Source organism: Brevibacillus borstelensis (genome assembly GCF_003710865.1).
Taxonomy (GTDB): domain Bacteria; phylum Bacillota; class Bacilli; order Brevibacillales; family Brevibacillaceae; genus Brevibacillus; species Brevibacillus borstelensis.
Map to the genome: position 1 here is coordinate 99,915 of NZ_RHHO01000037.1, position 11,910 is coordinate 111,824.

Genomic DNA, 11,910 nt, shown 5'->3' on the forward strand with positions numbered 1-11,910 from the left:
GAAAACAGGTATGGCTATGGAAGGGAGTGTCAATCGCCGCTTGCGGGTATGATATGATGGAAACAGATAAACTTCTGGCCGCGCTTGCGTGTGAACGTGCACGGAAAGCTGGCTCCAAGAAAAATAGAGACGGGAAGACATGGGAGGATGGATGGGAACCATGGAGCAGGTACTGATTATTGGAGCGGGACCGTGCGGGCTTGCCGCCGCTGTCGAATTGAAAAGACAGGGAATCGACCCGCTGGTCATCGAGAAAGGAACGTTGGTCAACTCAATTTATCGCTATCCGACCTACATGATTTTTCACAGTACGCCAGAGCTTCTCGAGATCGGAGACATTCCGTTTTCGACGCCGAACGAAAAGCCGACACGGCTGGAAGCTCTTCAATACTACCGTTTGGTGGCAGCCCGCAATCAGCTGCGGATCAACAGCTATGAGACGGTCGTTCATGTAGAGAAGGTGAACGGCGGTTTTTCTGTGCAGTCTGTAGACCGTTTTCAGACAAAGCACACATATACATGCCGGTACCTGGTGATTGCGACGGGATACTTTGACAATCCGAACAGGCTTGATGTGCCTGGCGAAAACCTTGATAAAGTGAGCTCCTTTTTTACGGAAGCGCATCCGTATGCGGGGATGAAGGTGGCGATCATCGGCGGCAACAACTCCGCGGTCGATGCTGCCATGGAACTTGAGCGCGCCGGTGCCGAAGTGACGGTCATTTGCCGCAAGCCGCAGCTTTCCGATCGGGTAAAAGCATGGACGAGGCCTGTTTTTGAAAGCTTGGCCGCAAAAGGACGCATACAGGTGCTCTATTCCACTACTGTAAAGGAAATTGCCGAGCGCAATCTGGTGGTCGTGACAGAGGGGAGAGAAGTCACTCTCGAAAATGACTTCGTCTTTTCCTTGATCGGCTTTCGACCTGACCGCAGCGTCCTGCGTTCACTCGGAGCAGCGACGAATCCGCAGACAGGCGAGCCCGTCCACAATCCGGACACGATGGAGACCAATGTACCCGGTTTGTACATCGCTGGTGTGATTGCCTCCGGCGAGCATGCAAACGCGATTTTTATTGAAAACGGCAGGCACCACGGAAAGCTGATCGCCGAGCATATCGCTTCGCTTGAAAAAAGCAAGGAGCAAGGGTAAAAAAGAAAAGACAACGCCGCGTCTGAATCGTGACGCTGGCGTTGTCTTTTTTACATCTTCCACTCGAGCTGACGGCCGCCGATCAAGTGGTAGTGGATGTGAAATACGGTTTGCTGACCGTGCTGGCCCGTGTTGGTGATGACACGGAATCCGGATTCTTGTACACCCATTTCTGCCGCTACCTTTTGCAAAGACAGGTGCAGATGGCCGATCAATTCCTTGTCCTCCGGTTGAATGTCCAGGAGAGAAGTGATGTGCTTTTTGGGGATGACAAGTACGTGTACAGGGGCGACAGGGTTGATGTCATGGAAAGCCACCACGTGTTCGTCCTCGTAAACTTTTTTGGCAGGGAGCTCTCCTTTAACGATCTTACAGAAAATGCAATCCATCTGGCGTATCCTTCCTTTCCATAGCTTCTCTTTAGCACTATTCGTCGCTTCCTTCCATTTTCCTGTTCTGCCGCTGATCCGTTTTGCCGCATTACAAGCACCAGTCAGCAAAAAACGGCGGCTCAGTTACGTTCTATGAAAGGGTTTTCTCTTGCAAAATCCACCTGTTTGATTATAATGGGAAAGGGAAGTGCATCGATGCTGCGGGAATGGATTATTCCTGGCACATTCTGGCTTCCGCGACCCAAATGGTTGGATTGATAACTGGTATGAAAGATGCTAAGTGTTAACCCACCATAAAGCGACTTGCGCAAACCTGGTTTGTACAAGTTGGTTTATGGTGGGTTTTTTTATGGTCGAGCGGATGCTTGTCATTCATCTGTCGACATCATGGATAGCAGCGAAACTAGTGCTCCTTTGGGTGCAAATCGCCGCCAAAAGGCTAGGCCAGACCATGTTTTCTAAAAAAGTTTTGATCGCATTGGCACAGAGGAGGAACCATGGAACAGAAAAAAGTGCGTTTTCAATTAAATGGGGAAGAACACGAAGCGGCTGAAGGCACGCGCCTTCTCGACTACATGCTTGAGCGGGAAATCGAGCACCCGCATATCTGCTATTCGCCCGTTCTTGGACCGATACAGACTTGTGATACTTGTATGTGCGAAATCGACGGGAAGATCATGCGCGCCTGTTCGACGACTGTTGCGGAAGGCATGCAAATCCTGAGCGCTTCCGAGAAGGCACGGTCAGCCCAGAAGGAAGCGATGGATCGCGTCCTGGAAAATCACATGCTGTACTGTACAGTCTGTGACAACAACAACGGCAACTGCCGGGTGCACAACACGACGGAGCTTTTGCAAGTGGAGCACCAAAGCCGTCCGTTCCGGGAAAAAGGGTACGAGGTTGACATGTCCCACCCGTTTTACCGTTACGATCCGAACCAATGCATCCTCTGCGGACGCTGTGTCGAGGTTTGCCAGGATCTGCAGGTGAACGAGACCCTGACAATCGACTGGGAGCGTGAAATGCCTCGCGTAATTTGGGATGACGATCGCTCTATCAACAACTCTTCGTGCGTTTCCTGCGGTCAATGCGTGACCGTGTGTCCGTGCAACGCCTTGATGGAAAAATCGATGCTGGGCGAAGCGGGCTTCATGACCTCGATGGATCAGGAGCTCTTGACCCCGATGATCGACCTGGTGAAGGAAGTAGAGCCGGGATACAGCAGCATTTTGGCCATTTCCGAGATCGAGGCGGCAATGCGCGATACGCGCACGAAAAAGACGAAGACCGTTTGTACGTTCTGCGGCGTAGGCTGCTCGTTTGAAGTGTGGACCCGCGACCGCAAAATTTTGAAGATCGAGCCATCGGAAAATGCGCCGGTAAACAGCGTTTCCACTTGTGTAAAAGGGAAATTCGGCTGGGATTTCGTCAATAGCGACCAGCGCTTGACCACTCCGCTGATCCGCAGAGGGGATGAATTCGTACCTGCTACATGGGACGAAGCACTGAGCTACATGACCGAGAGAATGTCGGCGATCAAAAAACAATATGGCGGCAATGCGCTTGGCTTTGTCAGCTCCTCGAAGACGACAAACGAAGAAGCGTATCTGATGCAGAAAATGGCCCGGCAAGTATTTGAAACAAACAACGTGGACAACTGCTCCCGCTACTGCCAATCGCCTGCTTCGGATGGCTTGATGTCGACCGTAGGTTTTGGCGCTGACTCCGGTACGATCAAGGACATCGCTTCCGCTGGCCTGGTCATTATCGTCGGGGCCAATCCGACCGAGGGCCATCCGGTTCTGGCGACTCGTGTAAAGCGTGCGAAAAAGCTGTTTGGCCAAAAATTGATCGTCTCCGATTTGCGCAAGCATGAAATGGCCGAACGTTCTGATCTGTATCTTCACCCGCGCCAGGGAACCGATTTCGTCTGGCTCTCTGCTGTCGCGAAATACATCATCGACCAGGGCTGGCATGATGAAGCCTTTATCAAGGCGCGTACCAATCACTACGATGAATTCGTGGCCCTGCTCGAAAAATACACGCTGGAGTACGCTGAAGAAATTACCGGCATTCCGCGCGAGCAAATGATCAAAGCAGCCACGATGATACACGAAGCAGATGGCACATGCATCTTGTGGGGCATGGGCGTGACCCAGAACGTCGGCGGCTCGCACACTTCCGCAGCTATTTCCAATCTGCTGCTCGTTACCGGAAACTTTGGACGTCCGGGCGCTGGGGCATACCCGCTGCGCGGTCACAACAACGTGCAGGGTGCCTGCGACATGGGGTCCCTGCCGAACTGGTTCCCCGGCTATCAGAGCATTGCCGATGACAACATCCGGAAGAAGTTCGAAGAGGCTTACGGCGTATCGATCTCTCCAAAGCCAGGCTATACGAACATTCAGATGCTGGAAGCGGTCGGCAGAGGCGAGCTGAAAGCGATGTACCTGATGGGCGAAGACATGGCATGGATCGATTCCAACGCCAACCATGTGCAGGAGATGCTCAGCCAGCTCGAATTCTTCGTCGTCCAAGACGTCTTCTTTACAAAGACAGCCCAGTTCGCAGATGTGATCCTGCCTGCTGCGCCGTCTCTGGAAAAGGACGGTACGTTCATCAATACGGAGCGCCGTATTCAGCGCCTGTACAAAGTATTTGAGCCGCTGGAAGGCTCCAAGCCGGACTGGCAGATTCTCACTGAAGTCGCCGCTCGCATGGGCTTCAACTGGGGCTACCAGCATCCAAGCGAAATCATGGACGAGATTGCGTCTCTGAGCCCGGTATTCTCCGGCGTTTCCTACAAGCGCCTGGAAGGATGGAACAGTCTGGTTTGGCCGGTACAGCCGGACGGCACAGACGAGCCGCTCCTGTATTTGGAGAGGTTCAACTTCCCGGACGGACGCGCCCGCTTCTCGCTGGTCGATTACGTTCCGCCCGTCGAGTATCCGGCAGAATTCGATCTGATCGTCAACAACGGCCGTCTGTTGGAGCATTTCCACGAGGGCAATATGACGAACAAGTCAAAAGGCATTCAGTACAAAGTGCCGGATGTGTTCGTAGAGGTGTCGCCTGAGCTCGCAAAAGAGCGGGGCGTACAGGATGGCACACTTGTCCGTTTGGTATCTCCATACGGAGCGATCAAGCTGCGCGCTGTCGTGACAGACCGCGTACAGGGGAAAGAGCTGTACGTTCCGATGAACTCGGTCAGCCATGAAAATGCGATCAACGTGTTAACCGGGAATGCCGTAGACGTTCGGACCCAGACACCAGCTTACAAACAGACGAAGGTTCGCATGGAAATCCTGGAGGCGACCGGCAAGAATCCTCTGCCGTTGTATAACCCGCGCTATGCGAAGCGAAATCCGCAGCTGGGAGTTCAGGTGGAACGCAAATGGGCGAGAGGCGATTATGCGCCAATCGCAGATGTGAACCAGCCGGGAGGGGTGAAATAATGGCGAAGCCGACGACCAAGATCGTTCAACCCGTACTGACCGAGGAAGAGAAGCGAGCCAAAGCGCTCGAGCAGGTTTTAAGCGACACAGCCCTGAACGCAGATGGCATTCGCGAAACGATCAAGCTGCTGCAGGAGCTCCATCAGAGCGGCATTCTCGGAGCTGTCGTTTCCCTCGTGGAAGCAAAAGAAGAGGTAGCCAAGATCGCTGTTGGCCAACTGGTCCGTCCGCCGGTAACCAAAGCGATCAACAATGCCATGGCAGTAGCGGAATCGCTCACAGAGCTTGAGCCTGAGATGACCAAAAAGCTGGCGGGAAGTCTGGCAAAGGGCTTGAAAAAAGCGGAAGAGGGCCTGCGTCAGGACGAAAAGGTCGGGATATTCGACCTGATCAAGGCGCTGCAGGACCCTGACATCAACCGTGCCGTCTCCTTTGGCATGAACCTCCTGAAGGGCATGGGTCAAGGATTAAAAGAGTAGTGGATTCCTAGAGTGTGGTGAAATATCTGTGTCCAATCAGGTCGAACATCAATTCAGCAGGCTTGTTCGCGAGATTCGCAAGCAATACGTCGGAAATGGTCCTGAAAAGATTCGGACCAGATTTGTCGGGTCATGGGCGATTATCGAGATGAAAGGCAATCTGACCGAGGTAGAAAAATGGATGATCGACTCCGACGAGGGCAGAAAGATGATACAGGAAACCCGCACAAAGCTGGTGAAAGACATCTACAAGAGGGCTGAAGTAGTCGAGAAGCTCGAAAATTTGGTAGGTGCCAAGCTGATCACACTCTTCAGCGATATCAATATGGATGCAGACTTGGCCATCACCGTTTACGTGTTCGACCGGAAGATAGAAGGCGGTAAACCAAGCCCGCTGCAGCCAGCAAAGCGTACGTGCATGTAGCGGCCTTGAAGTTGGCAAGTTGACAGGTGTACTACGCCGCCCTTCGCATGAAAAAAGTGCGAAGGGCGGCTTTTTTATTTTCGCTGACCGGCTTCTGAGGATTACTGTAGCCGACGAGAGTCGGTCCTACGTTGAGTGGAGCCATGCTTTTTGCCTTCATTCGGTGAGAATCTCTTCCTTCAAAAGGCGAAGAATGGAGTTCCGTGAATGAGTGGATGCGTCCGCATTGTCCGGGGGAGTCCCCGGTTGTATCGGGTTCCAGTGGCGGGGAGTAGAGAAAATGAATCTCGTGGCAGCCATTTTCGTAAGAAAGATAGATATGGTATTCTGATGATTCCGACATGAAAGATTAGGAGATACGTGCTCGGATAGACTATGACGGTCTTGGTTTTTCGGATGTAGAAGATTGCGGAAGAATGTTTTGTCCAAAATAGAAAGAGGAGGATTGCCTTCGTGGAGTGGTCTGAGTTGGTCGTAACCACAGCGGATTGGATTCGCTCGTGGGGAGTATTTGCAATTATCGCCAGCTTGCTTATCAATGTGCTGATTAGTGTCGCTGGTGTTTTGCCCTCATTGTTCCTGTCTGCTGCAAATGCGGTCGTGTTCGGGTTATGGGGCGGGTTTTTCATTTCGCTTGCGGGAGAAATCCTGGGAGCGACCGTTTCGTTTGTTCTGTACCGCTGGGGAATATCCCGTTCGGCCAAGCTGCAAAAGGTAAGGGAAGCCAGGTGGCTGAAAAGTCTTTCCGGCATGTCGCGCGGGCGCAGATTGCTGACGCTAATACTGTTGCGTGTAAATCCCTTATTGCCTTCCGGGGTGGTCAATGTAGGAGCGGCTTTCTCCACGATTGCTTTTGCCGATTTCTTTCTCGCTACGATGATCGGAAAGACGCCGTCGCTCGTCATGGAAACATTTATCGGTCACGATCTTGTCTTTTTCTCCGAGAACAAATTTCGTCTGATAATCGCGGTCATACTCGCAGCTTCCGTTTTTCTGCTGTTTAAATGGACAGAAAAAGAGAAGTCTCCATAATTTCTTCACGAGATTTTGATACGCTGGCACCGTAGAACAAACAGGAGGAGGCAGGTCGATGAAAAAGAAGGTCTTCATAGGCGCAGCCAGTGCCGGAATTGTAGCGATAGCAGCGGCCGGCGCTTTTTTCTACGGAGCGGGCGGTGAAACAAAAGCACATGCTCAATATATGGCAAAGCCCGAAATACTGCAGGAGAATGGACAAACAGTCCGCAGCTTTGAACTGGTGGCCAAGGAAGCGGAATGGGCACTGTCCAAGGATAAAAACGTACCTGTATGGACGTACAACGGTGTTGTTCCCGGCAGCCAAATCCGGGCGAAAGTGGGCGAGGTTATCCGCGTCACACTGAAGAACGAGTTGAAGGTGCCAACGACGATTCACTGGCACGGCTACCCCGTCCCCAACAATATGGACGGAATCCCGGGAACGACGCAGAATGCAGTACGGCCGGGAGAGACCTTTACTTATGAGTTTCCCGCAACAGTCCCCGGGACGTATTGGTACCACTCCCATCAGGACAGCGCCAATCAGGAGGACCTCGGCCTTTACGGAACGCTTGTCGTTGAGGGACCAGACCAGGCTCAGATTCAACGAGACTATACACTGGTTCTCGACGAGTGGAATACGGGCTCCCAAGGGCATGCGGGCATGAACATGGGAGAAATGGATCATGGCAAGATGGGTTCCGAGCGTATGGATCACGGCAAGACGAATTCTGAGACCATGAATCATGGAAGCATGAATATGGGCGGGATGGATCACGGAAGCCACGGAAACACGAGCATGCCTGGCATGGAGCACAGCAATTCACAGGTGCCGCCGGGAGCCATGCACGACCAGATGATGCAAGCGATGTACACGACGTTTTCGGTGAACGGAAAAACGGGAGACGCTATCGAACCGCTCGAGGTAGCAAAAGGAGAGCGCGTGCGGCTCCGCTTCGTCAATGCGGGCTTCCAAAGCCACACGCTTCGTCTGCCAGGACAGGAGTACAAAATTGCAAGCGCAGATGGTCAACCGATCAAGGACCCGGCCGTGATCAAGGACCAGCCGTTCACGATCGCACCGGGAGAACGCTACGATATCGAGTTTGTAGAAAGCCGTGATGGGGACTGGGTCATCGAGAGCCTGAACAAGACCGAAGCGGCCAAAGGAATGCGGATCCCCGTAAAAGTACAGGGAGCCGGAGCAAAGGAAAACAGCGTCGCCCAGGCAGAGGCGGCACCTGTCGATTTGACGGCGTACGGCCAAGGCGGCAAAGGGGTTTTCAGCCTCGACATGAAATACGACCAGGAATACCAGATGGACCTGGGCGAAAAAATGGGGAAAGACGGGATGGATCCGGTCTTTACGATTAATGGAGAGACGTATCCGGATATCAAGCCGCTAAACGTCAAAAAAGGGGACAAAGTGAAAGTCACTATGGTGAACAAAGGCTCCTCAGATCACCCGATGCATCTGCATGGCCATTTTTTCCAGGTGCTGAGCAAGGATGGCAAAGCCCTCACAGGCTCTCCCCTGGTGAAAGATACGCTCAACGTCAAGCCGGGCGAAAGCTATGTCGTGGCGTTTGAAGCGGATAACCCGGGGGAATGGATGTTCCACTGCCATGATCTGCATCATGCCGCAGCGGGAATGGTCAACTCCGTCCTGTACGAAGGACATCAGAAGTTCGTGGAGGACCCGACTGTCGGCAACAAAGCGCATTAACAGATGTGTCCCAGGTGTCCCCTGGGATCTTTTTTCTATTTTTGAAGACGGAGATGAGTTGGCGTGTCAACCATACTGATCGTGGATGATGAACCGCAAATTGTCGAAATCCTCTCTTCCTACTTGCAAAAGGAAGGTTATCATGTCGTCACGGCGGCGTCGGGAACAGAGGCGCTGGAGTGGACACATTCCACCGGAATCGATCTGGTTTTGCTGGATTTGATGCTTCCGGACATGAGCGGAGAAGAGGTGTTCGAGCGAATTCGCCGGGAATCACGGGTTCCGATTTTGATGCTTACGGCAAAAAGCGGAGAGCCAGACCGGATCACTGGACTGGAGCTGGGAGCGGATGATTACCTGGTGAAGCCGTTTAGCCCCCGCGAACTCGTGGCCCGCATACGGGCGATTCTGAGGAGAGCCGGCGATTACCAATCCCTCTGTGACCGTGTGCAATTCGGCGATTTGACGATTTCACATGGCGACAAAAGCGTCTGGAAAAAGGGCCAGATGGTGGAATTGACGCCGAATGAATACCGCTTGCTGATCACGCTGATCCGTCACCCCGGGCGGACCTGGACGAGGGAGGAGCTGGTCAAGGAAGTGCTGGGGATGGACTTTGAAGGGTATGACCGAACAATCGATACGCATGTCAAAAATCTCAGACACAAAGTGGAAGACGATCCGAAAGAGCCCGCATTTATTAAAACCGTGTATGGCATCGGCTACCGTTTTGAAGATCCCAATCTCGAGGCACGTTCCTCCTGAAAGCTTGCGATAGGCAGTACTGCTTACATACGTTCTCAAACCTTTCAGTGGGCATTTTAGAGGGAGAACAACAGCGCGAGTCGAATCCTTTTTAAGGAAAAAGACATGCACCTGCTCTCAGCACTGTTGATTTTTGAGGGAAAAGAGGGAATAGAGATGAATGAATCCCGGAAAGGAATGCGGCTGGAACCGTTCACCTTTACGATCGAGGCGGGTAAGATACGGGAATTTGCACAGGCACTGGGCGACGACAATCCAGACTACGAGACAGGCAAGCGCATTCCGCCGACATTTGCGACTGTCATTGAATTTTGGGGCAGCAAAAGACCGATGGAGGACGTTCTCCAGCTGAACATGGCAAAGGTGCTGCATGCCGGACAGGAGTACGAATACGTAGGCGCCATGGCCGTAGGCGACCAGATTACATGCGAGGGCGAGGTCATCGACGCTTATACCAGAGCCGGCATGAATTTCGTCGTTGTGGAAAACAAGTACAAAAATCAGCGCGGCGAGCTGGTATTGATCAGCCGATCTACCATTATCGAGAGATCGTAAAGAGGAGGGAAACTATATGCAAATCGGCTTTGAATTTCCACCTTTGGAGAAGGGGGAAATTACGCATACGCAGCTAGTACGCTATGCCGGTGCCTCTGGCGACTTTAATCCTATCCATACCGTCGTTCCCTATGCCGAAGAGGTTGGCTTGGACGGGGTAATTGCCCACGGCATGATGATCAAAGGATTTATCGGTCACGCGATCGGCAAGTGGTGCGGCGTCGAAAACCTGCTCCGCTTCTCAACTCGCTTTCGGTCGATGACACGGCCTGGCGAGCGGATTGTTGTCACCGGAAAGGTCGTGGGTGAGACTGCCGACGCCTGGCAGTGTGAAGCCCAGGCGGCCAATGAGCAGGGAGAGGTAAAGGCTAGCGCCAAGTTTGAAGTCAAAAAATAAAGCGTATCATTCAAGCTGTTAGTCGACTTTCAGAATACAAAAATCTGGCAGTTTCCTTAATCACGCAGACACCGGTGGGGCAAGCAATGCGGCTCTCCGGCGTCTTTTTTTGCTTTAGGGAGACAGAGCGGGCAGAAGCCATTTTAACAGGATGCGTTACTTCTTCCATATCCTTCATGAAAAAAGTTGACCATAAAAATATTAAGTTAACTTCCTGTCCTTCGCCAGAGGCTCTTCCGCATTTATCGCCATCACCAGGTTATTTCTTCACACTTGACCTCCCGTGGTATTTCTTCCTGTTGCATCACGAAACAATAAAGAAAAAAACTCCGCTCACACGCTCCGTTCTCACCTTTCATAAATGAAACGCGACCTATCAAAATTGAAAGATGCGCGCCCCTTTATGTGTATACTTTTCCTAATATTTCGACGAATTTCAACTGGCACGATAATTGCGATTGCCATTTAGAAAAGAAAAGCCTGCCTCCCTTTTATTTGGACGTTGGCAGGACAAATATGGCTCGAAAAGGGGGAGGAACGATTGAAAATTGCCTATACCCATCATTTCGGTTTGCCTTTGGACGCAGTATGGAAGGGAATTCAGGACGAGGAGGTGTTGAAGAAAGCCATCCCCGGCTGCCAAGCCTTTTCCCAGGTGGAAGAAAATGTTTACCATGCGGAAATGGGAATCAGTGTCGGGCCGGTCAAGGGGATGTTTACGGGACAGGTAAGGCAAGCCGATCAGGAGGAGCCGTTTTTTTACCGCCTGTTTGTAAAGGGAAAGGGAGCTCCTGGAGAAATCGACGCCGTTGCAGAAATGAAATTGGAAGAGGAGGATACGGGGGTAAAGCTGACCTGTACGGCTGAAGTTCAGGTGACGGGCGTGCTGGCGTCTGTCGGTCAACGGGTAATGGGCGGCGTGGCGAAGCTGGTGATTGGACAATTTTTCAAGACAGCGGAAAAAGAAATGGGTCAAATGTTTTCCCACTCGTAAACGAATGTACCTGAGGAGGTGTCTGCATGAACAAGTCTTGTAAAGTCACACTCACGGTCAATGAAGTGGAACGAACCGCGGAGGTAGAGCCGCGGATGCTGTTGGTGCATTTCCTGCGTGAAACTCTGAATCTGACCGGTACGCACATCGGGTGTGACACGAGTCAATGCGGAGCTTGTACCGTGCTGGTGAACGGCGAGGCCGTAAAGTCGTGCACCATGCTTGCGGTTCAAGCGGATGGAGCGAGCATTACGACAGTAGAGGGTCTTGGAGATGTCGAGCATTTGCACCCGATCCAGCAGGGCTTCTGGGAAAAGCACGGGCTGCAATGCGGCTTCTGTACGCCGGGCGTGATGATGGCGATGGTGAGCTTGCTGCAGGAGCATCCTGCCCCTACGGAAGAAGAGGTGCGTGAGGCATTGGAAGGCGTGATTTGCCGCTGTACAGGCTATCAGTTCATTGTGGATGCGGTCCTGCATGCAGCAGCCGAGATGGCCAAGCTGCAAGAGAGCGGAAACGTTTCTGACACGATGCCGGTCGGGGAGGGACGCTGAGC

General features: G+C 52.4%; 12 protein-coding genes. 11 read left to right on the plus strand and 1 reads right to left on the minus strand.

All coding sequences use genetic code 11. The features are described 5' to 3' along the window. The first annotated feature begins 160 nt into the window (after positions 1–160). Entirely contained in the window at positions 161–1,150 is a 990-nt protein-coding gene (locus EDM54_RS18055; protein ID WP_122958610.1) for a YpdA family putative bacillithiol disulfide reductase, read from the plus strand. Between the two features lie 50 nt (positions 1,151–1,200). On the opposite strand, the gene EDM54_RS18060 is transcribed toward EDM54_RS18055, so the two are convergent. Beyond that, on the minus strand, positions 1,201–1,539 hold the full coding sequence (locus EDM54_RS18060; RefSeq protein ID WP_024984339.1) for a histidine triad nucleotide-binding protein: 339 nt from the start codon (positions 1,537–1,539) through the stop codon (positions 1,201–1,203). Between the two features lie 500 nt (positions 1,540–2,039). Here EDM54_RS18060 and fdhF point away from each other — a divergent pair, with 500 nt between their 5' ends. The 10 genes from fdhF (at position 2,040) to EDM54_RS18110 (ending at position 11,908) form a co-directional block, all read left to right on the plus strand. Continuing rightward, a complete protein-coding gene (gene fdhF / locus EDM54_RS18065; protein WP_039071126.1) occupies positions 2,040–4,997 on the plus strand; it encodes a formate dehydrogenase subunit alpha in 2,958 nt (985 codons plus the stop codon). Next, entirely contained in the window at positions 4,997–5,476 is a 480-nt protein-coding gene (locus EDM54_RS18070; RefSeq protein WP_003386917.1) for a helical membrane plugin domain-containing protein, read from the plus strand. The genes fdhF and EDM54_RS18070 overlap by 1 nt, the downstream gene beginning before the upstream one ends. Before the next feature lie 28 nt (positions 5,477–5,504). Continuing rightward, positions 5,505–5,900: a Na-translocating system protein MpsC family protein gene (locus EDM54_RS18075; protein ID WP_024984341.1), complete on the plus strand. Its 396-nt coding sequence runs from the start codon at positions 5,505–5,507 to the stop codon at positions 5,898–5,900. Positions 5,901–6,353: 453 nt separating this feature from the next. Then, positions 6,354–6,932, plus strand: a complete 579-nt coding sequence (locus EDM54_RS18080) for a TVP38/TMEM64 family protein (RefSeq protein ID WP_003386915.1) — start codon at positions 6,354–6,356, stop codon at positions 6,930–6,932. Positions 6,933–6,990: 58 nt separating this feature from the next. Beyond that, positions 6,991–8,643 carry a multicopper oxidase family protein gene (locus EDM54_RS18085; RefSeq protein ID WP_122958585.1) on the plus strand — a complete coding sequence of 551 codons (1,653 nt, stop codon included), beginning with the start codon at positions 6,991–6,993 and terminating at the stop codon, positions 8,641–8,643. Between the two features lie 63 nt (positions 8,644–8,706). Next, positions 8,707–9,408, plus strand: a complete 702-nt coding sequence (locus tag EDM54_RS18090) for a response regulator transcription factor (RefSeq protein ID WP_122958586.1) — start codon at positions 8,707–8,709, stop codon at positions 9,406–9,408. A 156-nt stretch (positions 9,409–9,564) separates the two neighbouring features. Next, complete coding sequence (locus EDM54_RS18095) at positions 9,565–9,963, plus strand: FAS1-like dehydratase domain-containing protein (RefSeq protein WP_024984786.1); 399 nt, start codon at positions 9,565–9,567, stop codon at positions 9,961–9,963. A gap of 16 nt (positions 9,964–9,979) precedes the next feature. After that, positions 9,980–10,360: a MaoC/PaaZ C-terminal domain-containing protein gene (locus EDM54_RS18100; protein WP_003386911.1), complete on the plus strand. Its 381-nt coding sequence runs from the start codon at positions 9,980–9,982 to the stop codon at positions 10,358–10,360. Between the two features lie 541 nt (positions 10,361–10,901). Continuing rightward, a complete protein-coding gene (locus tag EDM54_RS18105) occupies positions 10,902–11,354 on the plus strand; it encodes an SRPBCC family protein (protein WP_003386910.1) in 453 nt (150 codons plus the stop codon). Positions 11,355–11,380: 26 nt separating this feature from the next. Next, positions 11,381–11,908 carry a (2Fe-2S)-binding protein gene (locus tag EDM54_RS18110; RefSeq protein ID WP_003386909.1) on the plus strand — a complete coding sequence of 176 codons (528 nt, stop codon included), beginning with the start codon at positions 11,381–11,383 and terminating at the stop codon, positions 11,906–11,908. Positions 11,909–11,910: the final 2 nt, after the last annotated feature.

Bases quoted from the DNA above. Each gene is read 5' to 3' on its own strand.
- fdhF (WP_039071126.1), top strand. From the start codon at position 2,040: ATGGAACAGAAAAAAGTGCGTTTTCAATTAAATGGGGAAGAACACGAA.
- EDM54_RS18055 (WP_122958610.1), top strand. From the start codon at position 161: ATGGAGCAGGTACTGATTATTGGAGCGGGACCGTGCGGGCTTGCCGCC.
- EDM54_RS18085 (WP_122958585.1), top strand. From the start codon at position 6,991: ATGAAAAAGAAGGTCTTCATAGGCGCAGCCAGTGCCGGAATTGTAGCG.
- EDM54_RS18110 (WP_003386909.1), top strand. From the start codon at position 11,381: ATGAACAAGTCTTGTAAAGTCACACTCACGGTCAATGAAGTGGAACGA.
- EDM54_RS18070 (WP_003386917.1), top strand. From the start codon at position 4,997: ATGGCGAAGCCGACGACCAAGATCGTTCAACCCGTACTGACCGAGGAA.
- EDM54_RS18100 (WP_003386911.1), top strand. From the start codon at position 9,980: ATGCAAATCGGCTTTGAATTTCCACCTTTGGAGAAGGGGGAAATTACG.
- EDM54_RS18095 (WP_024984786.1), top strand. From the start codon at position 9,565: ATGAATGAATCCCGGAAAGGAATGCGGCTGGAACCGTTCACCTTTACG.
- EDM54_RS18060 (WP_024984339.1), bottom strand. From the start codon at position 1,539: ATGGATTGCATTTTCTGTAAGATCGTTAAAGGAGAGCTCCCTGCCAAA.